The organism is Parabacteroides sp. AF14-59 (assembly GCF_003479515.1).
GTDB lineage: Bacteria > Bacteroidota > Bacteroidia > Bacteroidales > Tannerellaceae > Parabacteroides > Parabacteroides faecis.
This window is the reverse complement of sequence record NZ_QUHH01000010.1, coordinates 97,031-123,858: the sequence shown is the minus strand read 5'-3', so window position 1 is coordinate 123,858 and position 26,828 is coordinate 97,031. Positions and strand designations below refer to the sequence as shown.

Below are 26,828 nucleotides of genomic sequence, written 5' to 3'. Positions count from 1 at the left end.
TTAACCTTTTAAATCGTACTGCTTATGGAGTGAGTCTGAATTGATGGAATAACCGGATAATACTGGGAATATTATCCGGTCTGGTTTCCAATTAAACGTTAGCTTTCAACTATTTATTGTTTAACGAAAAATCATTACAAATGTATGAAAAAAGAACATGCCTTGATAAAAACACTTACCAAAATACCTAAAAGTGTTTTCTTTTTCTGCTTTTTAATTAACCTGAGTATAAGTAGCGTATTGGCTGCAGATACCTATGCACAGTCGACTATTTTGACTTTGCAGATGAATAATAAACCTATTAAGGAGGTTTTCAATTATATAGAAAAGAACAGTGAATTTGTTTTTGTATATCTGGATAATGTAATCGATTCGCGTAAGGTAGTCGATGTGAACCTTCATAACCAGCCCATCACGGTTATACTCGACGAACTGTTTAAAGGAACGGATCTGACCTATAAGATCGATAACCGCCAGATCCTTGTAAAAAGAAAAGAAGCCAAAGAATCCTCTTTTTTATCGGTACAGCAGACGATCGATATTACCGGCGTGGTAAAAGATGATGTCGGCGAACCGGTCATCGGTGCCAATATTCTGGTGAAAGGAACCAATAATGGCGTGATCACCGATATGGAAGGACGTTTCAGTCTGAAAATACCGCAGGCGAATGCCTTGTTGGTCGTTTCCTATATCGGATACATCTCACAGGAGATTCAGGTAGGCGACAAACGTTCCCTGACGATCATCCTGCATCCTGCCACGGAGGATTTGGGAGAAGTAGTCGTAACGGCCCTGGGTATTAAACGCGAAACGAAAGCATTGGGATATTCCGTGCAGGAGGTGAAAGGAGGATCCCTGACCGAAGCCCGCGAAAGTAATGTGCTGAACAGTTTGAGCGGCAAGCTTGCCGGTGTACAGATCAGCCGGAGCGGTAATGGCGAAGGAGGTTCCAGCCGCATAATCATCCGCGGAAATAACTCTATTGCCGGAAACAATGAACCGCTGGTCGTTGTGGACGGTGTTCCCGTTAATAACTTTAATAGCGGGACATCCGGTATCGATCAATGGGGCGGCAGCGACGGAGGAAACGGTTTGTCGGACATCAACCCCGACGATATCGAATCGATTTCCGTCCTCAAAGGAGCGGCGGCAGCAGCTTTGTACGGTGCCCGTGCCGGTAACGGTGTCCTGATGATTACGACCAAGAAAGGTTCAAAAGTGAAGGGCCTGGGTATTACCTGGAATTCGAATGTTATGATGGAGAACCCGCTGGTCAAACCCAAGATGCAGAATCTGTATGGTCAGGGTACGAATGGCACGTTCGATGCGAACAGTAATTATAGCTGGGGAGCAAAGATGGAAGGCCAGATGTTGAAAGACTGGACAGGTCAGGAACGTCCCTATTCGGCTTATGATAATGACATTACCGACTTTCTGGGAACCGGCGTAACGACAACGAATACATTGGAGGCAAATGCCGTGAACGAAAAAATTTCTTTCCGCGGAACATTGTCATACCAGCGTATGGACGGAGTGATCCCGACCAATTATCAGGATAAATACATGATGAATCTCCGTACTACGGTCAATCTGAGTAAAAAGCTTTCCCTGGATGCCAAGATCAACTACGTGAAACAACGGGGATGGAACCGCCCGCAGTTGACAGGCAGTCCTGAAAACATCATGGCGAATTACCTGATGATGCCCCGGAATGTGCATTATTTGGATATGGCAGGTGGTGTGAACGAGGATGGTGTCGTGAAACGCTGGACGACCGACGAGGCGAACTATGTCCTGAATCCTTATTATACGACCGGCTTTAATAAGAATAACAATCAGCGCGACCGTTTCATCGGTTTCCTGGCTTTGCAATATACACCGACATCCTGGCTGACTATTAAATTGCGTCATGGGGAAGATATGTATTGGGAAAAAGGAGATTGGCGCCATGCTTCCGGCACCCCGTATGGAAAATACAACGGCAAAGGCGATTATGGCCTGAACACAAGCGATTTCCGGGAACGGAATACAGATGCTTTGATAACGGCCACCAAAGACAATTGGTGGGACTCCGGCTTCTCCGGTAGTCTGAGCGTCGGCGGTAACCTGATGTTCCAGCAGAATAATTCATACGCCATGTCTACAGGCCTGCTGGCGATACCCGATTTCTTTGCGATCAGCAACGGGGAAACGCCGACACCGAGCCATTATATCAGTAAGAAATCGGTGAACTCCCTGTACGGTTTTGCCCAGTTGAGCTATAAGAACTGGATTTTCCTGGATGTGACTGCCCGCAACGACTGGTCGTCTACTTTGCCTTACAAGAACCGTTCGTTCTTCTATCCGTCGGTCGGACTGGGTTGGGTGGTTTCGGATATGCTCCGTTCTTATGAAGTGAATGTACCGGAATGGCTGTCCCTGGCAAAGCTGAGAGCTTCGTATGCGGAAGTAGGTAACGATACCGATCCTTACCGCCTGCTGACTACTTATGGTATTTACACTGTTATCGATGATATAAAAGGGGCATCGACCGCCAGTACGATCCCTCTGGCAGACCTGAAGCCGGAATTGATCAAATCGACGGAAGCCGGTTTCGATATCCGTTTCTTTAATAACCGGTTGGGGTTGGACCTTACCTGGTATAAGAAAAATGCAACCAACCAGATTCTGGCTTTGCCGATCTCTTCGACGACGGGTAAAAGCTCCCGGATGATCAATGCCGGGAATATCCAGAATACCGGTATAGAGATCGTTCTGAACGGAACGCCTGTGCGGACGAAAGATTTTGAATGGAACGTATCTGTCAATTACTCGAAGAATACGAACAAGATCAAAGAGTTGCATCCTGATTCCAGACGTTTTATCCTGGCTAGTACCGACTTCGTGAACATCGTCGCTACGGAAGGCAGCACGTACGGAGATCTGTACGGACGGGCTTACCAGCGGGATGAACAAGGCCGCAAGATCATCGATGAAAACGGTTTGCCGTTGCTGGAAAGCGATATGAATACGCAAATCGGCAACTATATGCCCAAATGGACGGGTAGTATGATAAACTCGTTTACCTATAAGAATTTATCTTTCAGCTTTATGTTGGATATGCGTTATGGCGGGGATATATTCGTCAATTCCCTGGCTCGCGGTTCGCAGTACGGAACGACGGAGCTTTCCTTGCAGGGACGTGATGAATGGTATGCCGGAACCGGTGGTATCGTTGTGGACGGAGTGACTGCCGACGGGAAGCAGAATACCGTTGCTGCCAATCCGCAGGCGTATTGGGACCGTGTATCCCGTGCAGGTGAAGAGTTTGTTTACGACGGTACGAATCTGCGCTTGCGTGAGTTGACCGTCGGTTATATGTTCCCTAATAAAATACTGGCGAAAACTCCTTTCACGAATCTGAAACTGAGTTTTGTCGGACGTAACCTGTGGCTGATCAAGAACAATATTCCGGGATACGATCCCGAATCATCCTACAGTACGGGGAACGGGCAGGGCATTGAATATGCTTCGTTGCCTTCCATGCGTAGTTTCGGTTTTAACCTGAATGTCTCTTTCTGAACGATTGTTTGACCTTTAATAGTATCTGATATGAATATACATATAAAATCATATTTGTTTGGTTTAGCCCTTTGCGGAACGGCTTTAACCTCGTGTGAGAGTTTCGACAGTATCAATCTTAACCCGAATGACCCGACGCCGGAAACGGTAGATCCTACCTTCCTGCTGACTCCTACGATGATCAAAGGGACATTGGACGTGGATATGTATCAGCGTATACATAATCTGTATGTAGACAATTTCGCCCAGTATTTTGCCAATGATAAGTATGCCTCGAACAACTGTGTACCGGTAGAAAGCTGGACACAGGATTTCTGGGATATGCACTGGCAATGGATCGATGCCCTGAATGAAATAATTAAGAACTATTCGGATGATCCCAAATTGGTGAATACTGTCCAGATCGCACGTATCTGGAAAGTCTGGCTCTTCCACAGGGCGACCGACCTGTGGGGAGATATCCCTTACTTCCAGGCTGCCGACGGTTCCGGATTGGCTGCCCCGTACGACCCCCAGAAAGATATTTACTATGATATGTTTAACGAACTGACCGAAGCCTCCCTCGCATTGGATACGCAGGCGGCTGATCCGGGTAAAGGCGACCTGATCTTTAGCGGGGATATCTCCCGCTGGAAGAGTTTCGCCAATAGCCTGCGGTTGCGTCTCGCCATGCGTCTGACCGAAGTCGACCCGGCGAAAGCACAGGAAGAAGCCGAAGCAGCGGTGAAGGCTGGTGCGTTGTTAGCATCTAACAGCGATAATGTAAAGATATACCGTTGCCAGAGTTACATCTTTGACGGCCGCTTTTATTATGCCAATGCCCATCTGTTCAACGGAAAACGGCAGACGATGAGTTATTCGATGGAGAAACTGCTGACGGGACTGGGCGGCGTTCCTTTCCCGGAAGGGAATGGTTATATCAGCGTTCCTGAATACATCGATCCGCGTGGGCCGGTATATTTCAATGTTACCAATGAATATAACGGGGCGGCGGAAGATTTCCGGGGACGATGGAAAGGTGTTCCTTCCGGCCTTCCGGTAGCGGAGCGGGAACTTCCTGAGAATGCACGTACGAATAACTCCCGTATCGGTGTCTATTATGTGAGCGATACGAAAACTCCGGGAGTACCTTTTACGATCCAGTTCAATCGCGACCAGATACTGATGTATTATTCGGAAATCTGTTTCCTGCGTGCGGAGGGGGCGCTCCGTGGCTGGAATATGGGAGGTAGTGCGAAAGAATTCTACGAAGAAGGTATCAAAGCCTCTATGACTGATGCAGGAATCTCCGGTGAAACTGTCGGAAAGTATATGCAATCGACAATGCCGAATGCCTACGGTACGACGGTTCTTTTCGACCATAAAGGAGCTTCCCACGACTCCCAGCTGGAGAAGATCATTACCCAGAAATACCTGGCGAACTTCCCGGATAATGGCTGGGAAGCCTGGAACGACTATCGCCGTTTGAATATACCGGACCTGGAGCCGTTCGTTGCTCCCGAACCCGGCTACGTGGTGAAGGCCGGCGAACGTGACTGGCGCGGATCTGTCCGTCGTATCACTTATCCCGCACAGGAGGTCATTGTGAACGAAGATAATTATAATGCTGTAGTATCCCGTATCGGAGAAGACAAGACGACGACCCGTATGTGGTGGGATGCTAAAAATAAATAAATACCAAAGTATCATGACAAACATTTCAAGAAGAACTTTCCTAAAGACCGGGGCCTTTGCCGCCGCCGGTCTTACCATCGTTCCCGGGCATGTATTGGGGCGTAATTTCGGATTTACCGCTCCGAGTGATAAACTGAATATTGCAGGGATCGGGGTCGGTGGAATGGGACGCCGCAATCTGGCGAACATGAATACGGAGAATATCGTGGCCCTTTGCGACATCGACTGGCAGTATGCCGGGAAGACGTTTAATGATTACCCGAATGCCCGTAAGTTTAAGGACTGGAGGGTGATGTTCGATGAGATGGGCGATTCGATCGACGCCGTGATGGTGGCTACTCCCGACCATACCCATGCAGGGGTGACAGCCCATGCGATGACGTTGGGGAAACATTGTTATACCCAGAAACCGCTTACCCACTCTGTTTACGAATCCCGCCTGTTGACCCGCCTGGCAAAGAAGTATAAGGTGGCGACTCAAATGGGTAACCAGGGCAATTCGTTTGACTGGTGCCGCCAGATAGCCGAATGGATACAATCCGGTATAATAGGAGATGTATATGAGGTGCATTGCTGGACCGACCGTCCTATCTGGCCGCAGGGCCTGCAGGAACCGAAAACGGCCGTGAAATGTCCGAAGACGCTGGACTGGGACCTGTTTATCGGTCCTGCCCGGAAACGTCCGTACAATCCGGTTTACACTCCCTGGAACTGGCGCGGCTGGTGGGATTTTGGAACCGGAGCCCTGGGCGATATGGCCTGTCATATCATGGACCCGCTCTATTGGGCCTTGGACCTGAAATATCCTACGAGTGTAATCGGAAGCTCCACCCTTAGCAACCTGTATTCTCCTCCTCATGCCCAGGTGGTGACTTATACTTTCCCGGCCCGTCCCCCGAAAGGGAACGTGAAAATGCCGGAGGTAAAGGTCTATTGGTATGATGGCGGCCTGGTTCCTCCCCGTCCGGAAGAATTGAAGGACGGCGAAATGATGGGTGATGAGAACGGCGGTATCATCTTTATCGGTACGAAAGGCAAGATCATGACCGGTTGTTACGGCATGAATCCGACTTTGTTACCCTTCTCTGCCATGGAAAATTTCAACCAGCCCAAACCTACCATACCCCGTATCAAAGGCGGCAATGGCGATATATGGAATACGAATGCACATGAACAGGACTGGATTCGCGCTTGTAAGGAATCGGCTGCGAACAGGACGGAAGCCTCGTCTAATTTCCAGTTCTCCGGTCCGTTCAATGAAATGGTCGTGATGGGTGTATTGGCCGTGCGCCTCTCCGGCTTGTACGGGTTGCATCGTGAATTGCAATGGGATGGCGAGAATATGCGTTTCACCAATATCTCGCCGAACGACAAGATAAAGATCGTGACGACAGACGATTTCAAAGTGATCGACGGAGATCCGCGCTTCGACCGCCGTTATGCCGATTTCAATGCGGCTGAAATGGCTGCCGAATGGATCAAACATACGTATGAGAACGGATTCTCTTTACCTGATATGCCTTAATAACCGATAAAGTGTAATAAGATGAAACGACTGAATAAAATACTGTTGCCGATCGTTTGCTGCCTGTTCTTTACGTGTTTTTTATCTGCCGGGGAACAGGCAAAGACCGGAAAACGGGATTGGAGGATAGCGATCCAATCTTATACCTTCCATCTCTTTCCCTTGACGGAGGCGTTGGATAAGACCCGGGAGCTGGGTGTGAAGTATATAGAAGTATATCCGGGCCATAAGCTGGGAGGAAAATGGGGTGAGAAGGTTTTCGATTTTAACCTGGATGCCCGGACGCAGAAAGAACTGAAAGAACTGGCTGCCTCCAAAGGCATACAGATCATCGCTACGGGGGTATATGTGGCGGAAAAGCCGGAAGACTGGGAAAAGATGTTCCGGTTTGCCAAAGGGATGGGCATGGAGTTCATCACGTGCGAACCGGCTCTGGATGACTGGGACCTGGTAGAGAAGCTGGTCAAGCAGTATGGCATAAAAATATCCGTCCACAATCATCCCAAACCATCCGATTACTGGACCCCGGATAATCTGCTGAAAGCAATCGGCGGACGTAGTAAAATGATCGGCTCCTGTGCCGATGTCGGACACTGGCGCCGGGAAGGTTTGAACCAGTTGGATTGCCTGAAAAAACTGGAAGGCCGTATCATCTCCCTGCATTTTAAGGATATTGCCCCCAAACAGGCGGGAGAGGCAGAACAGCATGACGTCATTTGGGGAACCGGTATCCTCGATGTAAAAGGAATGTTGCAGGAACTGAAACGGCAACATTTTAAGGGTGTTTTTTCTATAGAATATGAATACAACTGGGAAAATTCCGTGCCGGATATAAAAGAGTGCATCCGATATTTCAATGAACTGACCGAATAAGTAAGGATATAGAATAATATCCCATTCACATAAAAAATGAGGTGCAAAGCTATTTTTGTTATAGTCTTTGTATCTCATTTTTTATGCCTGTTTCTCCAGGCTATATAAATTAAAGGATTCCGGTTATTTCCCCCGTTTTAGGTATTGGTATGAAGTTCTTGAGGAACTAATATATTTCTCCCACCGCAAATATAATCTATTTATACTATAAATAGTTAATTTAATAGGACAAATCCATTGAGCTGTTATAAACAGAGAAATAATATTTAAAAATGAATATTTGAAGATAATTGTGTAGTTTTGTTTACACTCTTGATTTTAAACGTTTTATCGCAAAATAAGGACGTAGTTCCTCAAGAACTTGGTATTACCACTGATAGATATTATTGTTAATTAAAACTATTACAACTTGGGGCCTATTGATATACATGGAATACAGGAAGGGGATCAGGAAGCTTTTAAAAGATTCTTTGTTCACTTTTATCCGAAGCTGCTGTCGTTGGCTTGTCGTTTTGTGGATGAACAGGCAGCGAAAGATCTGGTGCAGGATATCTTTATATTCTATTGGGAACAAAAACAACAAATTGATGTAAATAGCGTACAATCCTATCTCTTTAAATCCCTTCAGAACCGTTGTTTGAATTATCTGAAACACCAAAAGGTTATAGAAGAGTATAATGCTAAAATACGAATAGCCGAAGCACGTATTGCTTTTTTGAATGACCGGACCGATACAAATGATGTATTGAAACAAGTGATTGATTGGGATATTCGTGAACAGATCGAAGCTTCCGTGAAAAAATTGTCACCTAAAGCGGCAGAAGTGTTCCGTTTATGCTACTATGAAGATTTACCCCACAAAGAAATTGCAGATAAACTTGGAATATCACCACGTACAGTCGCAGTTCATGTCCGTAATGCGGTACTTTTCCTGCGGGAAGATTTAAAAGATTTACTGATACTATATATAGCTTTTTGCCAGATTATAAATTAATATGAACTTTTTTCATTTTTGACTACGTAGTTTCCGATGCCCCAGTTGTCTTCTTTATATAAACGATAAGAAAGATCTATGAATGAAGAAATACTAATACGATTTTTAATCCACCGATGTACTTCGGAAGAAATAAAGGTGGTCGATCAATGGATTGCTTCTGATCAGGCAAATGCTGATTGGCTGTTTGAGATGGAGCGTATCTGGAGTTTGAAAGACCAGCTACGTTTTTCCGACAAACAAGAGGTCGAAAGGGCCTATGCACGTTTTATGTCTGGATTGCAGGAAAAGGAAGTAAAAGTGGAAATAAGCCGGAGACGTCCTGTTTATATTTCATGGATGAAATATGCTGCAGCAATTGTGCTGATCGGATTATTAAGTACTAATCTTTATTTTTTATTGCAGGAACAGCCCTCTTCCATGAATACGATTGAAGTCCCTAATGGTCAAAGGACTTCTTTAACCTTATCCGATGGTACAAAAGTCTGGCTGAATTCTCATAGTAAATTTACCTATCCTGCTCAGTTTTCATCAAAGATGCGGGATGTTAAGCTTGAAGGCGAGGGTTTTTTTGAAGTCGCACATAATGAAAAAGCGCCGTTTATCGTACATGCTGATTTACTCCAGGTAAAAGTATTGGGCACGAAGTTTAATGTGAGAGCATACAATGAAGAACCGTCTTCCATAACGTTGGCAGAAGGAAAAGTGGAAGTCGCTACAAATGACAATGAACATAAAGTAACTCTAAGACCGAATGAGCAGGTTACCTATTCTAAAGATGACGGCCTGATAGTCAATAAAACGGTCAACACCTCTTTAGTCAAATCGTGGACGGTGGGCGAAGCGGCTTATATTAATAAACAACTGATCGATATTGTAGTTGATCTGGAACGTCGTTTCAATGTTCATATTACAGTGAAAGATCAGGAACTCAATACGGAATTATTTACTTGCCGTTTCAAGGAAACAGCTAAAATAAATCAGATACTTACTTTATTGAAAGATACCCGCAAACTGGATTATGAAATTCAGGGGAATCATATACAGATTTATAAACCTATAAAATGAGAATGCTTATGAAGAAGACATGGATGTTATAAAAATGAAGAACCGAAGATGCTGCAAACATCCCCGGTTCGGATTAAGCGAGTAACGCATTAGAGACAACCTAAATTTATTACTAACTAATCATTTACAAATGTATGAATTTTATTAAGAAGTGTATGCCATGCGGTACGCATAAATCGTCATGGCTCCGGAAATGTCTATTTATTATGAGGTGTATCTTATTGTTTTTATTATTGGGTACAATGCAAATCACGGCGAGTGTCACTTACTCGCAATCGGCTAAGCTATCATTGAATATGGAGAATACGACAGTACAGGATGTTTTGTCGATGATAGAGCAAGAAAGTTCATTCTATTTTACTTACAACTTAAATCAGGTGAATGTAAACCGTAAAGTATCTGTGAATGTAAAGAATAAGCTGGTAACAGATATTCTGGATGAAATATTCAAAGGTGAGAATATTCGGTATACGATCAGTGACAAGCATATTGTATTATATAAAGCTGATAAGTCTGAATTACCGGGTGTGAACCAGAAACTTAAAACGATAACAGGAGTCGTGCTTGATAATAATGACGAACCTATTATCGGTGCGAACGTGTCCATTCCGGGAACAAGTACAGGAACAACTACGGATATGGACGGAAAGTTTACCTTGGAAGTGCCCGACAATGCAACAATTGAAATCTCTTATATTGGTTATATAACCCAAAGAATATCTGTAAGTAAAAAAAATAAATTTTCGATTATTCTGAAAGAAGACACCCAGGCTTTGGAAGAGGTGGTCGTAGTGGGCTATACCTCCCAGAAGAAAGGGCTATTGGCTGGATCTGTTGAAACTACCAAATTCACAGAATCGTTGGCACAGATTCCGACAAACAGTGCCGCACAGTCGCTGGTCGGTAAAATGGCAGGTGTGCATATCTCCGTTCCTTCCGGTAAGCCGGGCGAACAGGCCAGTGTAGGAGTACGTACCGGTACGACGTGGAATTCCTCACCGATGTTGTTTGTAATTGACGGGGTTGTACGTGATGCGGAAACGTTCAATAATTTAAGTCCGAATGAAATTGAATCGGTAAGCGTGTTGAAGGATGCCGCTTCGGCTGCTGTTTATGGAGCACGTTCGGATGCGGGGGTTATTTTGGTTACGACACGTTCCGGAGTCTCAGGGAAGATATCGGTTAACTATACAGCCAACTTCTCTGCCGATTTTGCTACGCAAGAAGTAGCTTTGACGAATCTTTATCAGCAAGGTAGGGCTATTAATCAGGCATACAAAAACTTCGGCTTGACTGCTCCCCAAGGTTCAGGTTGGAGTGATGAAGAGTTGGAATGGGCCAAAAACCTTCCTGGGCAAGGGTTTAACATGCTTGATGATACATGGCATACACCTTACGTGATGAATCATGCATTAAGCGTCAGCGGCGGTTCGGAAAGAATCAAATTCTTTGGGGCTGCTAATTACTATACACAGAGTGGTTTCATGGAGTCAACCGACTACAATAAGTTGAATATACGTTTGAATGTGACGGCTAACATAACCGACGATTTGCAATTGTACGCTTCTGTTGCTAATACGAATACAAACTATGCTTCTTCTCCAACAGAAGGTACAGATGCAACTTACACGAAAGCACGTGTATCATTTGAATATATGCCTTCACGTTCGCCTGACGGTAAGTGGATTGGCGACGGATGGGCATATGGTAACCCGGCTGCGGCTGCTGAAGGTGCTTCCGGTTACAGAAAAAATAGCTGGATACGACCCGAAGCCAACGTCAGCTTGACTTATAAATTGCCATGGATAGAAGGAATGAGCGTAAAGGCTTCTTATTTGGGAAGTTGGAACTCATCGCGTAGTAAAGACTACACTGAGCTGCAAAGGTTTTATTATCCAATAAAATCAGGTGAAAACAACCATATCATCGATGTAAACAATTTGACTAATTATTATGTCAGCAATGAAGGTGCCGGTGTTTCTGCTTCGGGCAATTGGTGGACTTACCAACAGTTGAACTTCCAGGTTAATTACGATAAACGTTGGGGAGATCATCATGTGAATGCGGCTGCCGTATATGAGGCTTCGAACTACAATCACTATTATGTATATGGTAGACGCGACCAGTTCCCGTTGTACCAGACCGATCAGTTCTGGGCAGCCGGTTCTTCTGCCGATAAACAGTTCTCCAATGGTGGTCCTGATACAGACGGTGGACGTGCTTCTTGGGTATTTATCGGCGGTTACGATTATGCCAACAAATATATCTTGAACCTCTCTGTTCGTTATGACGGCTCCATGAACTTTGCACCTAGCGAACGTTGGGGTGTGTTCCCCGCTGTATCGGCTGCATGGGTCGCTTCTGAAGAAAGCTTCTTGAAAGATGTTGAATGGCTCGACTTCTTGAAATTGCGCGGATCTATCGCTTTAACAGGTAACGACGCTGTCGGTGGATGGCAATGGCAGACCAGTTATAAGAGTGGCGGTAACTACATGCTTGGCGAAAACGCTGCTTTGAATAACGGTTTGCAGTATGGAAGTTTGGTGAATGAGTTCCTGACTTGGGAAAAATCTACCGGTATCAACGTCGGTGTAGATTACCGCTTCCTGGATCATCTGCACGGTGCTGTTGAATATTGGCACAAGCATACGTTTGATATCCTTGGTAACCGCCAAAATTCATTACCGACCACTTTCTCCAAGACGATGCCGGCTGAGAACTACGGTGTGATCAACGGACAAGGTTTTGATTTCAGTGTGGGATGGGAAGATAAGACAGGTAATGTCAATTGGCATGCCGGTTTGAACTTGTCATACGGATGGAACAATGTAAAGGTTCAGGATTATGCTGCCGGTTTGTTGGATTGGGAAATCCCCGTAGGTAAAGACCGTAGTTATATTGCTGCCTATGAAGGACGTATCCTCCGTTCGCAAGCGGAAGTAGATGCTTTCAAAAAGGAAAATCCTAATTATGTCATGCCTTCAGGTGGTGGTGTAGATCTTCGTCCCGGTTCGTTCGTCTATATTGATAAGAGTGGTCCTGATGGTGTGAAAGACGGTGTTATCAACAAGTATGATAAAGATATCCTATACAACAACAATAACCCGGTTTATATGGGCTTGAATTTGGGTGCCACTTGGAAGGGACTTTCTGTAGAAGCTACTTTCACCGGTAAATTCCATAATCATAAAAACTTTGGTGTAATAGGAGATTATCATGACAACCAGATGTGGAACATGGAATGGATTGAAAATTCTTGGACTCCGGAAAACCCCAATGCAAACCTGCCTATGTTGGCTCCGCGCGACTATCGTTCATATGGTTGGACAGATGTTGATTTTTTCTGGAAGAAGGCGAACTATATCCGTCTTTCCAATTTAAATATCGGTTACACGTTTAATTTTGCCCAGCCTCTAGGTAACGCAATCTCTAGTATCAAGGTGTTTGCAACAGGTACGAACTTATTCTACATCTCTGGATTCGGTCACTGGGATCCGGAATTGAACCCAGGATGGAGCGGTGTTGGTTACCCTGTGATGAGAACTCTGGGTGGTGGTATAAGTGTTAATTTTTAAACATAAATTCTATGAACAACTTAAATATAATAAAGAAAAGTGGACGTAAATTCCTGACTTTGTCGGTATGCGTATTGGCGTTGTCTTCTTGCCAATTAGATTACGAAAACAAATCAGCGATTAATCCGGATAATGTGTGGCAGAATGAAACAATGATCCAAGCATATCTGACCGATATCTATAGCGGCATAGTGCCGGGATGGTCTTCTACGTCTGATACCGACACGGACCTTACAACGGATTCAAACGATAGCATGAGCGAGTGGTTACGTGGGGTAAACATTTCAGCTTCCAGCTATGGGGTCGATTTTAATTATACAATTATTGACAAGATTAACTACCTGCTTGAGCAGTTGGAGACAGTACCGGAAAGTGTCATGGCTCTTGAGGATAAAGATGCAGTGGTGGCACAAGCCAAGTTTTGGCGGGCTTACCGGTATTGGTCTTATGTAAAGGACTTGGGTGGTGTTCCTCTGATTCTCAAATCGCAGGATGTGAACGATCTGTCTTCATTGATGGTGAAGCGAAGTTCTACTTCTGATTGTATGGCACAAATTGTGAAAGACTTGGATGATGCCATCCAAGGTTTGCCAGACCGTTGGTCGGGTGTTAACTATGGGCGTATTGACAAATGTGCTGCCATGGCTTTCAAAGGACGCGTACAAATGTGGTATGCTAGTAAGTTATTCAATCGCTCCAACGACAAGGGGCGTTGGGAAGCTGCCTATCAAACTAATAAGGCAGCTCTTGAATATGCTGAAAAGAATGGCTATAAATTGATGGATAAATTTGGCGATATTTGGTTGACAAAAGGGAAGCCTAATACGGAAGCCTTGATCTATAGACATTACAAATATCCAGATTCGTATTATGACATGAACCAATATCTTCCTGAAGATATTACCCATGGATGGGCATGCCGTCAAGTGCCGCAAACACCTCAACTTCTTTCATTCCCGTTGAAGGATGGCTCTTCTATAGCTATCTACGAAAACGAAGAGTATAAGAGCCAGAAACTGGATGTAAACCGCCTTTCTACGGATGCTACTTACAATGCAGAAATTCTTGACAAATTGGTGAACGGAATGGATCCACGTTTCTACGACTCTTATTCAGTTCCAGGTTGCGAGTTCCCGTCGTTGGAAATTCCTGCCGGGCAGTATTTCTGGACTTCGTATGTGAAGACAGAAACGTTCTATAAAGCGATGTCCAACATACAGCTTGAGCGTAATGCCGGAACTACCCATTATGGATCATTCTTCCCGTTAAAAGCCATTACTCCGGGATTGAATAATGCAGATTCATATAAAGGTGAAAATAATGCTATCAGTTTACGCTTGGGTGAAGTTTACCTGAACCTTGCCGAATGTGCTGCCGAAGCAGGTCATATAAATGAAGCGTTGGGTTATGTAGCTGCAATCCGTAAACGTGCAGGTATCGATAAAGGTGCGGGCGCTATCGGGTATGGGTTGGATGTGTATAACACGATCGAAGGGGTTCGTCGTTTATTATACAACGAACGTGCAGCTGAGTTGTCTCAAGAGAACTTCCGTTATGGCGACCTCCGCCGTTGGATGAATTTCGGCAACATCAATGCCCAGAAACATTACAACAACCTGTATGTGGTATTTAACGGGGATGAGGAAGAAGCTGGAAAATTCGACTGGACACGTACGTTGGAAGATGCTGAAACGCAGAAATTTTTCCATATTGATTTCGTGCCTAATGTGAAGCAAGTTGAAGTTTCCACGTTTAATATCTCCACCAAGCATTGGTTTGGTGCCATTGGGGACAAGACTATAGGAGCAAACTTCGACAATGATATGTCACAACAAAACAACGAATGGGGTGGCTCATTTGATCCATTGAAGTAATACTGAAAACTCATTTATTTTTATAGCGGAGTAGAAGATATTTGTTTTAAAGATCTTTTACTCTGCTTTTTCGAACCTGTTCAAATCTTATATGAGACAAATGAAAAATATCTTATTAAAATGGGTGTGGGTAGTTATATCTTCACTATTCTTTTCGTGCAATCAGGCAGAGATGAATATTTGCTTTGAAACGGATTATGCAGTATTAAAGATGGATTCTACAGGATTCTTAACGAGTATCTACAGTAAAGTCGATAATATAGAATATTTATCTGATAAGAAAAGTTCTCCTTTATTGGCTCTTTATGCCGGTAACGATCAGGTAATTTTGCCTGTTTCGGCTCGACAAATCGACGAAAAGTTGATGTTGACATATATAAATGGAGCTGAAGCTATTATAGAAGTAGGAGAAAAAGAAGAGTACTTGACGTTTAAACTTATATCACTGACTAATCGTGGTAAAACGGATCATGTAGTGTGGGGACCTTATTATACCACGATACGTGAATATATTGGAGATTTGTTGGGAGTGGTCAGTAATGAACGTTGTACGATCGGTATGGTAGCCTGCAATGACAATACGAATACCGGTCTTCCTACAGATGGAGATATGCACCAAATGTATTACAGAGTACATACATCAGATCCGATCAAATACCCTTTGCCGGATTCATTATATGAGGGGCAGCGATTGCGTATAGGTGGAGATGGCATTAGCGATGTTGCTTTTACGAATCGGAAAGAAGGTCATTTCTTTTTCAATAAAGGAAATGGGGCAGAGTATATACCGGAATATGGTTCTTACATTGTAATGAGTTCGCGTGATCGCCGTGCTACCCGTGATATATTTTTTACACTTATACCAGGTTTTGAAAATGTGAATGTACCTAAGCATCATCAGGTGGAGGCTGTAGATGAGGATGTTTTAGGATCATCGGTTGCATTTTTTGTTTGTCCTAAAGAACATACGTTAAAACTTTATGAAAAAGTCGTTTTGGAGGAAGGGTTACCTTATATTACTCAGCAAGGGAAATGGGTTCGTGATCCGAAAGCTGCTTGTGCCGATTTAGCATGGTGGGGACGGCATGATAGTTTGATCTCTTATGCAACTCAGCTGGGAGTACGCGCTGTACAGGATGAAGGTTTGGGAGAGTATTATGTTAACCCGGCAAATCGATGGGCGGATAAGATGATTTCTTATGGTGGAAAACAAATTTCTATCGCTGAGTTTACAAAAATGACGAACGAGGCTGGAATCGCTTATGGGTTACATACGTTGTGTGAATTTTTGCAACCACATTGCAGTGATGTCAGTCCCATTCCTAATGATAGCTTATGTGTGGTACTGAAAACAACGATCACTCACGATTTGAATGCTTCTCAAACGGATATTTGTGTGGCTGATACAAGTTGGTTAAATGAATGGGGAACTTGGCATTGCAATAAACTCAATGTTTTGAAATTAGGAAAAGAATTACTTACTTACGAAGGAGTTACAACAACCCAACCTTATACATTGAAAGGAGTGAAGCGTGGTGCTTACAACACAGTGGCTCAAACACATAAAGCGGGTGAGGTGTTGGCAAAATTACAGATGAACTGTTATAATGGTTTTGTTCCGGATATGAATCTTCAAGACGATTATGCCGATTATTATGCGCGGTTATTGGTTGACGGTGGCATGGATTATGTCGATTATGATGGGCAGGAAAGTTTCATGTATCAAGGACATGGCTATTATTCTATGAAACGATTCTATCGGAATTTGTTTGAGAAGTTTCATACATATGGCGGAAATGAACTTCGTGTGATGGGATCTGGTATCATGTATGGTAATTGGCTATATATGGGGAATGGAAATATTGGTGGCGGAAACAATATGTTTAACCCTGTAACCAATTCTTTCGGAATTCAGGGGAAAGATGAAAGGAACGGTAATGTTAATAATTTCATTTGTCCCACTTTCGGTATCCAAAATTTCCAACCGGAATGGGATGAACAAGTGATAGAGAATCTACAATCAAAGGCTGTTGCATGGAATGCTACTTATATGCTTGGTTTAAGTGAAAACGCTGTTGAAAAATGTTTGGATAAAAAGCGCGTGTTTAAGGCTTTTCGTGTGTGGGAAGACGCTCGGCGTGCCGACATTTTTTCTAAAGAATTGAAAGAAGAAATGAAAGCTCAAGAGAACCGGTACCATTTGGAACGTACCAATGATCATACGTGGACGCTATATACAGTGAATACTTCCGGTGAGCGTGTCGATCCGAGAACTCTTTCATCGGATATTGCGCTTAAATAGATCCTGAAATTTTTTGATGGTAGTTTCTTATAAATTAGACAATATGTTAAAACATAAATTATTACGTGCATGTGTGTTGCTGTGTTTGGCTCTGAATATCCAACAAGGAAAAGCACAAGAGACAAACGGATTGGAATATGGAGAGGCGATCCGAGGAATGAATCAAGATCCGAAGCAAAAAAGCATCGGGAGTAAACCTTATGAAATGGAAGGGCGTACAGAAGCCAGAGAGCCACTGTTTACTTTTGATGATTGTACGCAGTGGCAGGTTCGGGCAAATCAATCCGAAGTCACATTATATCGAACTAAAGAGCAACGGGTAATAGGTGATTACAGTGGAAAAGTTGTTTACAAGACTAAGCAGGCAAAAGCCGGATTTCGTGTAGAGCTCGTCAAACCGTACAAGTTTGAGAAAGAGTGGGATTGCATCAACTTTTGGAATTATGGAAACCATTGGTTATGGGAGAACAGCGGAGAAGCCATGGCCCATTATGCCGTTATCCAGGATGCCAAAGGCCGGGAGATAACAATTCCGTTCATGCAAGAATGGTTATGGCGGAATATGAATTACAAGTATTGGTTTTTGAACCATATCAAATTGAATGATAGTATTGCCCGACCGATTACATTCATCGGATTGGAGTTTAAAGGGAATGGCACAAAACCGGATGTGGAGAACAATATTTTCTTGGGCCCTATCTATGGATATCAAGAAGTTTTGAAGCCGATGAAGTTTAAACCGTTCCCGGAGAGATTACCTTTTCCGCTTCGTGAAGAGACGATCTTACCGACGAATAAGACGACAGGATTTAGTAATCGTGTGGAGCAACAAGACGAGAAATTCCTTTTCTCATACGAAGGGAAAGATGCTAAGCTGATGTATCAAGTAGACCCGGCCTATCCGATAGGCGGCGTGACACTTTTGTGTGACGGACAAGAGAAAAAGGTGAATGCCAACGCTAAGATCCTTTTTGAAAAACGAACAGAAGCAGAGTGGATAGTTATGGATAAGAGACTAGAAAACGATACTTTGTTCATTCGTTATAAAGCAGTAGGAAAGGGGTTGAGCCAACGCTTTGATTGTTCTTATACGATCAAGCAGAAATCTTTGATTTGGACGATTGAAGAAAAAGCAGCGGATGGGAAAGTGGAAGAGATCTGCTTAGGCACAACAGGTAACGTGTCGGATGGTAAATTGGTGGGGGTCCCTTTCTTGGTGTATAACCCTTTTGCCAATGATTCCTATACGGCTGATGCTCCCAGCATACTGTATGCCGACAATCTGTTCTATTTGACAATGTTTGATTGGTATTATACCAATGCTTCCATGTATTATGGTGGAGAACAGGGTATCAAAGAGGGTAAAGCCACTTACAATGGCGGAGTAAAATATTATCCGTTGAATAACAAAAAGCGTAATCCCTTACGTGAACGTCTTTTCATTAACGTATCACCTGATGTACACGAAGTATTCCCGACGATTGATAACCCGGCTTCTCCAATGCGTTCTAATCAGGTAGATCGTTTGTGGGCGATCAACGGTGGAAGTGATCTTCCTAAATTAGGAAAGTTCGTGACCGATTTACGTTCTAAAGGTGTAGAAAAAGTTAGTATTCGCTATCACGAAGATTTTTGGCGTGCCGATGGAGAAAGTTATACGTTTCGAACGATACCTAATCCTGATCTGGGAATAGAGCGCCTGAAAGAATATGTCCGTTTTGTACAAGGACAAGATTGGAGGATTGGTTTTTACTCAAATTACATGGATTTTGCTCCTGTAAATGCTCTGTGGAATGAAGATTGGGTACGTATTAGCCACAAAGATTATGGTTGGGGGCCTGCTTGGTGTAGATGCTATGCTAATAAAGTAACTATAGGTTGGGAACAACAGGCCATTTTGGCTCCACAAATACATAAGACATTTGGGACCAACTTCTCTTATTGCGATGTAGAGACTTGTATTTCTCCTATGGATCGGGTGGATTACGATTATCGTACTCCTGGAGCAGGAAAATTTCGTACTGTATTTGAATATATTGGTATGACTTTGATGAACGAACGCCGTGCCTACCAAGGTCCTGTTTATTCAGAAGGTGGTACACATTGGTTCTATGCAGGATTGTTAGATGGGAATTATTCACATATGAATCATAGTTTACCTATATTCCCTGATTTTCAATTATTGAAGATTAATCCGTTGGAAATGGACGGAATGTCTAATGTATCTAACGAGGCCTATGTTGCTTATGCCTACGCTTTCGGTAATATTGGTATTTTGTCAGAGGGATTCGATGCGGTTCGTAGATATGCTTTCTTGCAACCATTCCAAAATAGCTATTCGATGATTCCGGTGAAAAGTATCCGGTATTTTGATGGCAAATCTTATGTATCATCTTCAGATGCAATCAAAAAAGATTTATTAAAATCTCCTTGTATTCAGGTTGAATATAATAGTGGTTTAAAGATTTATGCCAACTTTTCCGATCAGCCGTGGGGAGTTAAAGAGAATGATTGCGACTATTCATTGCCTAAATATGGAACTTTGGCTGTTTTGCCTGGAAGTCGTTTGTTTTCTGTTTCTTCTACAAACCCTGCCTCATCAACGGGTAAATTACTTGACAAGGTTTATTCCGATCATTTATTTTATATCGATACGTATGGGGAAGTAGAAAAGGGAGAACTTGGTGGTAAAGGGTCTTATATGTTGAAGAAAGAAAAGTTTGGTTGGGAAATTATCCCTCTTAGAGATTTAGAGGAGGTTGATTTCAATTTGTCTTTACTTGGATTTTCAGCATTAGGTGTAGATATAGAAGCGGTGGATAAGGATGGAAATAGTATGACGGTGGTTAACAAAGCGCCTATAACCAACCAAGTTCATTTTGAACACAAACCGCACTATTACAAATATAAGATTTGCCCTGTCTCATCTGAAAACTGACTACAGTAGAAACAATAATAATCCATGGAATAGACAATTATTTGCTATTTTATGGCTTATCAGTAAGCATTATTTTTGTTTGTGAAAAATGAGTATAAATAGGAAAATCCGATAAATAAGCTGTAAACAATGAGATTGGGAAAAATTAGCAGTATTTGTGTAGTAGCATTTCTAATGCTATGCGCATGCAATCAATCATATGTCGATGAACTATCGACTCAGTATGCCACATTCAGTGTAGATGGAAAAGGGTTTATCCGTCAAGTGGCAGACAACCGAACCGGTGTGAACTACTTGGCAAAAGAGAGTTCCTCTCCTGTGTTGAGCCTCTATGACGGGGAAGAGTATATCCTGCCTACTGGCTTGAAAACCGAAGCTGATAAATGGATACTGACCTTTGCCAACCAATCGGAAGCGGTCGTTTCCAAAGAGATAAAAGACGGATATATCCGTTTGTCATTGGTTTCGTTAAGTAATCGTGATCAGATTGAAGCTATTGCCTGGGGACCTTATGCAACCGATATATCTCAATATATAGGAGAGACGGTGGGAGTGGTACGCGATACCGTGTTTGCCGTTGGAGTACAGGCACTCGGTATCAACACGACAGAAGGACGACCTCATCTGGGCGATGATGCTACAGGCGGTTGTTACATCGATCCGCTGCCGGGACAAGAGGTGCCCGACGATTTGAAAGATAAGATCGGACAGCAAACGTACGACATCAATGTGAATGAAGAAGGAGATATGCCCGAATATGTACGTATGATCAGGGGGAATGCGGCTGTAGCACGTCCGTATGGTAGTGATATTCAATTTTTCGCACGTGATTGGCGAAAAGAAAAAGTGATAGATTATATAGGAAGGAGACAGACGGTGACGGCTTTGGATCAGGATTTCGTAGGAAGTTCTATTGCCTTGTTTGCCGCACCCTCTTCGGAAGCGGTTGATGTCATAGGGAAGATCGAGGTGCAGGAAGGATTGCCACATCCGATGATGAACGGAGAGTGGATCAAAAAACGGAAACTCCGGAATCCGGCTTATATGTTATATGAGGGTCGTTTGTTGGATAATGCATTGAATTATGCCGATTCTTGTAACTTCAATTTGGTTCATATCGGGGACCTATTCAAAAGCTGGGGACATTTTGATTTACACACCTCTCGTTTTCCGGAGGGAGCAGAGCAAATTAAAGCATTTACCGACAAAGCGAAAGCTCGTGGCATTGAAATCGGCGTACATACACTGACGATGTTTACTTCTACGCACGACCCGTATGTCTCTCCCGTGCCTAGTGATAGCCTGGCCATTTCAGGAAGTTCTGTTTTAACAAAAGAGATCAGTGCTACTGATAAGGATATAGAAATTGAATCACCGGAATTTTTTACCTATTTGGGTGAAACGCATTCGGCAAAGATTGGGACAGAGATTGTGTCGTATCGGGAGGTGACATCGGATAAACCTTATAAATTGTTGGATTGCACTCGCGGACAGTTCGGAACGAAACCAACGGCTCATAAAACGGGTGAAAAGATCGATAAGCTGCTGAATAATTGTTATAGCGGTCTTTTCCCGGATATTCATTTGAGTGATGTTTTTGCAAAACGTTTGGCTGAAGTGTGTAATGAAACGGGAGTCGGATTGATGGATTTCGACGGTTACTACGGTGGGTCACCTACGGGACATGGTTTATATGGGGCTTCCAGGTTCCTGAAACAATGGTTTGACGACCTGGATCAGAAAGGTATTATCTCTTGTGGCTCATCACCGTTCCATTATTGGTGGCATATCTATTCTTTCATGAACTGGGGAGAACCTTGGTACGACAATCTGCGTGAAAGCCAGGTCAATTACCGTTTGGAAAACCAGCGTTATTTCGAACGTAACCTGATGCCGGGCATGTTGGGTTGGTTTAAATTGGAACAGACTTATCGGCCGGAAGATATTGAATGGATCCAGGCACGTAGTGCCGCTTTTGATGCCGGCTATTTATTGCGCGTAGACGAAAGCATCGAACAGAGCGGATTTAAGAGCCGCCTTTTTGAGGCCATCCGTGAATGGCAGAAAGTGCGCAACAACCATTTGTTAACAGCTGCACAAAGAGAGAAGATGAAGAATCCTAAAAACGAATTCCATTTGGAAAAGGCGGGCGATAAGGCTTGGAACCTGTATGAAGTAACCTTGAAAGGGGATAATATCCACAAGTATCGTTCCGTACAAACGGGAGAACCTTTGTTAAGTAAATTTACTTTCGACAATCCGTATGAGAAACAACCGGTGCAATTCTATGCGGTGGTTAAAGCCGGTGAAGACGTATCTGCTCAAATAACAAACATGCAAATACTGGTGGAAGGATGCGCTCCGATTCAAATACAGGAGCTGCTGAAAGCGGGAGATAAGCTGTATTGCGATGGCACGTCGGTCTATGTTTGCGATGCTTTCTGGCAACCGCGTAAGCGTTTTGATGTTTCTGGAACGACCTCTTGGAATAAAGGGAAAAACAATGTGACGGTACAATGCGACTTCTCTTCCCCCAAAGCCCCCTCTGTCGATGTGGAATTTAAGGCATTGGGAAATAAGGAAAGTATAAGGGAATAGGTGTTGATTGATAAGAATGGTAATATTGGGGATCGGAGAGAGGTTAAATAAGAGATTTATGTATATCTTTGTGAATTACATAACACATAAAACACTTAATTATGAAAAATTTAGATCCGAAAGCCATGGCAGAGAATGAAAGAAAAGAGTTGCAGGACCGGTATATCCGTTTCGATTGGGCAATCAAACGTTTGTTGCGTCAGAAGGCCAATTTCGCAGTGCTCGACGGTTTCCTGACCGTCATGCTGCGGGAAGAGGTCCATATCCTCGAAATTCTTGAAAGCGAAGGCAATCAGGAAAGTGCCGGTGACAAGTTCAACCGTGTCGACATCAAGGCGAAGAACAGCAAAGGTGAGATCATCATCGTCGAAATCCAGAATACCCGCGAAGTGCATTATCTCGAACGCATCCTTTACGGTGTAGCCAAAGCCATCACCGAGCATATCTCGCTGGGCGAAGGCTATCGGGATATAAAGAAAATCTACTCCATCAGCATCCTTTATTTCGACCTCGGCGTGGGCACAGATTATATCTACCACGGGCAGAACCATTTCACGGGTGTACATACCGGCGACCGCTTGCGAATCAATACTCGCGACCGTGATGCCGTTATCACCCGCCTGCCCGCAAATATCTTCCCCGAGTATATCCTGATTCGTGTAAACGAGTTCGATAAAGTAGCCATGACCCCTCTGGACGAATGGATCGAATATCTGAAAGACGGAACGATTCGTCCTGACACGACGGCACCGGGTCTTCGTGAAGCCCGGGAAAAACTGAAATACTACTCGATGTCTACGAGTGAGCGGCATGCATACGATGAACATCTGAATGTAATCATGATCCAGAACGATGTGCTCGACACTGCCAAATGGGAGGGTCGGATCGAAGGACTTGCAGAGGGAGAAGCCAAAGGCAAAGCTGAAGGGCTGGCAGAAGGACTTGCCGAAGGAAAGACCAGGTTACGACAAACAGCAGTTAACATGAAACATATGGGCATAAGTACAACCGACATTGCCGAATGTACAGGGTTGCCGGTAGCGGAAATAGAGAAGCTATAGAAATATTTGAGCTATATATATTCGGTTTGTATTAAGGAACGCAGATGACGCAGACGAGCGCAGATAAACACAGATAATATATTGTTTTAAAGAAAATAAAAAGTCTGCGAGCGTCTGCGTATTCTGCGTCATCTGCGTCCCCTAATACGATCTGAATAGGTTCAATTTTGATAAGATATGCGCTATAATAGACAGGCCTTATTTCCCCTTCTCCTTCAACAATTGTTCCAGCAAGGAGGACTTTTCCTTTTCAACAGCCAGCATGCGTTCAAAAAGGTCGGTGGATTGTTTGTTCAATTCCATGATTTTATCCAGAGGGTGGATTGTATTATAATAATTCCCTTCACCTGAGTTGTCAATTCCTGTATTATAGCTTCCCCCTTCAAAATGATTATTCTCAATCACGATCGACAGCGGGTTCTCATCCAGTTCTTCAATGATCTTGGGGGAAACATGGAGGATATTCGCGATTTGGAGCAATGTGTCTTTTTCGATCACCCGTTGGCTTTCGATGCGTGAAACCTTTTGCTGCGTAGTACCGAGCTTTTCCGCCAATGAGCTTTGTTTGACACCCATTATATTACGTAATCTGCGGACGTTCGCACCCTGGTGAACGTTCTTTCCGGTTTTCTCTTCTGTTTCTCTTTCCATATCGAACTTAGTTTATTTGAGACAAATATAAGGACAAAACGATAAAGTCCTTGCTTGTCATATAGGAAATAACAATCTGCCTTGCTTTTTTCTTTTCCTGCATGCCAGGTAAAAAACTTAGTCGTTTATGTTTTTTACCTAGGCATGAATATTGGGGTATGGGAATATTCTGCCTTTCTTTGTAAGAAAGAAATAACAGGTTTTAGATTCATAAATGTAGATACAAATGAAAAAGGAGATAAGACTGGTAAACATTAAAAGAGGGTTAGAGCTTTCCATAAGCTCCCAACTATTCATATTTGGAAGAAGTATACGACTCATTCAAATATGTAGATGACTGTTCGGTTCGTGAGGATAGGGCAGTTTTTTAGTCTTGACATTGATTTTCTTGCTTATTCTGTTGTTTTTTTAATCATATCCGTTACCTTTGTCCTTGTAGGGAATGTTTTAGAAGCCATGGCGTTGACTTTCTTCTTTTATATTTTGACTTAAACTAAACTATTTATATTATGATGAATTTGTTAACTAGATTACGCGATTATGTAAAACATCTTTTTACCTACGACCCGAAGCTTAGCCTTGTAAGTAACCCGCTTCCTGACCCTGCCGCAACGTCGTCGAAGGAAGCTTGTGTTGTCCCTTCAACGCCTGATAAACAATCTCCCATGCCTGAACGACCTCCCGTATCTGAACAACAAAGCGCAGAGACACAGCCACAACCTGTATCCCCCAAAAAATATGTGACGGAGAAAGAGTTCCTGTCCGAATCATTTAAGAAGCTCACCCCGGAATATCTGTTTATCATAACGGAAATGCGCAATCTGCTTAACTCCGAGAGAAAGAAATTCGTATTTCATGCGTTGGCAACCCACATAAGTATCAGAAAGGTGGCAAAACATCTCAATATTACACAGCGTAAAGTAAAGATCATATTCCAGGATGCCCTGACGGATATCGGCATTCAGACCGGATTTGTCAGGAAATATCTGGATGAGGGCGTAGAGAAAGAAGAAGAAATCAGAGTACTGAAATCAAAGATAATATCGTTGAATACCAGAATAGAGAAATTGGAGAGTGCGCTAGCCTTGCGGATAAAGTTTTCCGGAGAGAAGATCTCTATAGAGGACCAGCGGCACTTACTGGATAAGCCGTTGACCGTCCCTTTCGAGCTGGATAGAAGGACCGTCAATGCGTTAAGAGGCAATGATATAGAGACGCTCGAGGACTTGATGAAGTATGTTATAGAACACAAAGGTCTGGATAAATTGAAAACATTGCATAACATGGGAGAGGTGTCGTTTAAGAGGCTGGAAAGCGAATTATTAAAAAAAGGCATACTGGATATCGATGGGAATTGCGAGCTTTTACGGTATGTGACGGTTACCGGAGGATAGGACCGTTTTTATATAAGATAAATAAAATTGCTATCTTTGACATATTATTTCATAGTGAAACATAAGATTTTATGTTTAATGATGGGGGATAGCAGCATAAATATGGATAGTAAACTTTTGTATCGCCTTAAAGAGGGAGATAGGGATGCTTTTAATACCGTTTATTGGCGGTATAGTCCGAAAGTATACAATACCGTTTTGTATCTGTTGAATGATTCTGATGCCGCTGAAGATATCGTGCAGGAACTTTTTCTGACAATTTGGGAGAGGCGCGGACAGATACAGCCGGAACTTAATTTTGAGGCCTATATCGCTACCATCGCCCGTAACCTGGCCTATAACTATGTGAGAAAGGCATTCCATAACAACCAATCGGTGGAAGATATCAATGATAGTAATTTGATCACCAATTCGGACGAAGGAACGATCGAAGCCGAGTCATTGAGGGAATATATCTTCAATGTCATCTCTTCATTTCCGGAAATGCGCCGGAAAGTATTTATCATGAGCCGTTTTGAAAGTCTCTCGCACGCTGAAATAGCAGAAAAACTGACTATATCCGAACGTACGGTTGCCGTGCATATCTATCATGCCTTGAAGGAACTTCGTAAGGTGTTGGGAGATAAGGCTGTGGCTTTCCTGTTCATTTATCTTTCCATGTGAAACGCCGCTCTTTTGCCTGACTTCTTCCTTGTTAATAACAGTGTGTTTTGTGAATTAAAGTTAAATATGCAATATAT

The 26,828-nt window shown here is 43.3% G+C and carries 15 protein-coding genes; 14 read left to right on the top strand and 1 reads right to left on the bottom strand.

Annotated elements, in window-relative coordinates; genetic code table 11:
* The first annotated feature begins 144 nt into the window (after nt 1–144).
* The 12 genes from DWW23_RS12675 to DWW23_RS12620 all read left to right on the top strand — a co-directional run bounded on the left by DWW23_RS12675 (nt 145) and on the right by DWW23_RS12620 (nt 24,043).
* Nucleotides 145–3,561, top strand: coding sequence for a SusC/RagA family TonB-linked outer membrane protein (locus DWW23_RS12675; RefSeq protein ID WP_122353653.1), 3,417 nt, complete (start codon nt 145–147; stop codon nt 3,559–3,561).
* 30 nt (nt 3,562–3,591) lie between these two features.
* Complete coding sequence (locus DWW23_RS12670; protein WP_122353652.1) at nt 3,592–5,235, top strand: SusD/RagB family nutrient-binding outer membrane lipoprotein; 1,644 nt, start codon at nt 3,592–3,594, stop codon at nt 5,233–5,235.
* 13 nt (nt 5,236–5,248) lie between these two features.
* Complete coding sequence (locus tag DWW23_RS12665) at nt 5,249–6,760, top strand: Gfo/Idh/MocA family oxidoreductase (RefSeq protein WP_122353713.1); 1,512 nt, start codon at nt 5,249–5,251, stop codon at nt 6,758–6,760.
* A 21-nt stretch (nt 6,761–6,781) separates the two neighbouring features.
* Entirely contained in the window at nt 6,782–7,633 is an 852-nt protein-coding gene (locus tag DWW23_RS12660; RefSeq protein ID WP_122353651.1) for a sugar phosphate isomerase/epimerase, read from the top strand.
* A 409-nt stretch (nt 7,634–8,042) separates the two neighbouring features.
* On the top strand, nt 8,043–8,627 hold the full coding sequence (locus DWW23_RS12655; protein ID WP_122353650.1) for an RNA polymerase sigma-70 factor: 585 nt from the start codon (nt 8,043–8,045) through the stop codon (nt 8,625–8,627).
* 78 nt (nt 8,628–8,705) lie between these two features.
* Nucleotides 8,706–9,695: a FecR family protein gene (locus DWW23_RS12650; RefSeq protein WP_122353649.1), complete on the top strand. Its 990-nt coding sequence runs from the start codon at nt 8,706–8,708 to the stop codon at nt 9,693–9,695.
* 206 nt (nt 9,696–9,901) lie between these two features.
* Nucleotides 9,902–13,270 (top strand): TonB-dependent receptor, encoded by a 3,369-nt coding sequence (locus tag DWW23_RS12645; protein ID WP_158583182.1) that lies wholly within the window; start codon nt 9,902–9,904, stop codon nt 13,268–13,270.
* Between the two features lie 11 nt (nt 13,271–13,281).
* Complete coding sequence (locus DWW23_RS12640) at nt 13,282–15,144, top strand: RagB/SusD family nutrient uptake outer membrane protein (RefSeq protein ID WP_122353647.1); 1,863 nt, start codon at nt 13,282–13,284, stop codon at nt 15,142–15,144.
* Between the two features lie 172 nt (nt 15,145–15,316).
* Complete coding sequence (locus DWW23_RS12635) at nt 15,317–17,446, top strand: hypothetical protein (protein ID WP_122353646.1); 2,130 nt, start codon at nt 15,317–15,319, stop codon at nt 17,444–17,446.
* Between the two features lie 43 nt (nt 17,447–17,489).
* A complete protein-coding gene (locus DWW23_RS12630; protein ID WP_147382610.1) occupies nt 17,490–20,384 on the top strand; it encodes a hypothetical protein in 2,895 nt (964 codons plus the stop codon).
* Between the two features lie 129 nt (nt 20,385–20,513).
* Nucleotides 20,514–22,982, top strand: a complete 2,469-nt coding sequence (locus tag DWW23_RS12625; protein WP_147382609.1) for a hypothetical protein — start codon at nt 20,514–20,516, stop codon at nt 22,980–22,982.
* Nucleotides 22,983–23,083: 101 nt separating this feature from the next.
* Nucleotides 23,084–24,043 carry an Rpn family recombination-promoting nuclease/putative transposase gene (locus DWW23_RS12620; protein WP_122353643.1) on the top strand — a complete coding sequence of 320 codons (960 nt, stop codon included), beginning with the start codon at nt 23,084–23,086 and terminating at the stop codon, nt 24,041–24,043.
* Nucleotides 24,044–24,241: 198 nt separating this feature from the next.
* Here the strand turns inward: DWW23_RS12620 and DWW23_RS12615 are convergent, their stop codons facing one another.
* Entirely contained in the window at nt 24,242–24,694 is a 453-nt protein-coding gene (locus DWW23_RS12615) for a helix-turn-helix domain-containing protein (RefSeq protein WP_122353642.1), read from the bottom strand.
* A gap of 509 nt (nt 24,695–25,203) precedes the next feature.
* Here DWW23_RS12615 and DWW23_RS12610 point away from each other — a divergent pair.
* Both DWW23_RS12610 and DWW23_RS12605 read left to right on the top strand, forming a co-directional pair.
* Nucleotides 25,204–26,088, top strand: coding sequence for a hypothetical protein (locus DWW23_RS12610; protein ID WP_122353641.1), 885 nt, complete (start codon nt 25,204–25,206; stop codon nt 26,086–26,088).
* Nucleotides 26,089–26,190: 102 nt separating this feature from the next.
* Nucleotides 26,191–26,751 carry an RNA polymerase sigma factor gene (locus tag DWW23_RS12605; protein ID WP_122353712.1) on the top strand — a complete coding sequence of 187 codons (561 nt, stop codon included), beginning with the start codon at nt 26,191–26,193 and terminating at the stop codon, nt 26,749–26,751.
* Nucleotides 26,752–26,828: the final 77 nt, after the last annotated feature.

Coding starts and splice junctions, on each gene's coding strand:
- DWW23_RS12635 (WP_122353646.1), top strand. CDS start 15,317: ATGAATATTTGCTTTGAAACGGATTATGCAGTATTAAAGATGGATTCT.
- DWW23_RS12665 (WP_122353713.1), top strand. CDS start 5,249: ATGACAAACATTTCAAGAAGAACTTTCCTAAAGACCGGGGCCTTTGCC.
- DWW23_RS12625 (WP_147382609.1), top strand. CDS start 20,514: ATGAGATTGGGAAAAATTAGCAGTATTTGTGTAGTAGCATTTCTAATG.
- DWW23_RS12645 (WP_158583182.1), top strand. CDS start 9,902: ATGAGGTGTATCTTATTGTTTTTATTATTGGGTACAATGCAAATCACG.
- DWW23_RS12610 (WP_122353641.1), top strand. CDS start 25,204: ATGATGAATTTGTTAACTAGATTACGCGATTATGTAAAACATCTTTTT.
- DWW23_RS12615 (WP_122353642.1), bottom strand. CDS start 24,694: ATGGAAAGAGAAACAGAAGAGAAAACCGGAAAGAACGTTCACCAGGGT.
- DWW23_RS12620 (WP_122353643.1), top strand. CDS start 23,084: ATGAAAAATTTAGATCCGAAAGCCATGGCAGAGAATGAAAGAAAAGAG.
- DWW23_RS12675 (WP_122353653.1), top strand. CDS start 145: ATGAAAAAAGAACATGCCTTGATAAAAACACTTACCAAAATACCTAAA.
- DWW23_RS12650 (WP_122353649.1), top strand. CDS start 8,706: ATGAATGAAGAAATACTAATACGATTTTTAATCCACCGATGTACTTCG.
- DWW23_RS12660 (WP_122353651.1), top strand. CDS start 6,782: ATGAAACGACTGAATAAAATACTGTTGCCGATCGTTTGCTGCCTGTTC.
- DWW23_RS12630 (WP_147382610.1), top strand. CDS start 17,490: ATGTTAAAACATAAATTATTACGTGCATGTGTGTTGCTGTGTTTGGCT.
- DWW23_RS12640 (WP_122353647.1), top strand. CDS start 13,282: ATGAACAACTTAAATATAATAAAGAAAAGTGGACGTAAATTCCTGACT.
- DWW23_RS12605 (WP_122353712.1), top strand. CDS start 26,191: ATGGATAGTAAACTTTTGTATCGCCTTAAAGAGGGAGATAGGGATGCT.
- DWW23_RS12670 (WP_122353652.1), top strand. CDS start 3,592: ATGAATATACATATAAAATCATATTTGTTTGGTTTAGCCCTTTGCGGA.